Origin of the sequence: Bradyrhizobium uaiense (genome assembly GCF_010811875.1) — a bacterium.
GTDB lineage: Bacteria > Pseudomonadota > Alphaproteobacteria > Rhizobiales > Xanthobacteraceae > Bradyrhizobium > Bradyrhizobium uaiense.
Genome location: NZ_VKHP01000981.1, coordinates 1 through 243, shown reverse-complemented (window position 1 = coordinate 243; position 243 = coordinate 1). Strand labels below are relative to the sequence as shown.

The window sequence follows — 243 nt, the reverse complement described above, 5'->3', positions numbered from 1 at the left end:
AGCCCGCCAATTACGACCGGCGCCATGGTGAGCGCACGCGATGAAAAGATAACTTCGCCCGCCAGTGCCTTCGCTCGGGCTGCCAGCGCAACCCGCTGGCTCACGGTCTCACCCAGCGTCTGCAGCGAACTGAATCTGGGCCGGTCGCCCGAGGAAGCCGTGGAAGCGGTCTATCAGCGAACGCGGGTGCCGGAATATGCGATGTTTGCGGTGACCCTTGCGGTGCAATTGAAGACCGGCGGC

1 pseudogene is annotated in these 243 nt (G+C 64.2%); it reads left to right on the top strand.

What is annotated here, in order from left to right:
* Positions 1–24 precede the first annotated feature (24 nt).
* Positions 25–243: pseudogene (locus FNJ47_RS52580) on the top strand (hypothetical protein); the annotation flags it as partial.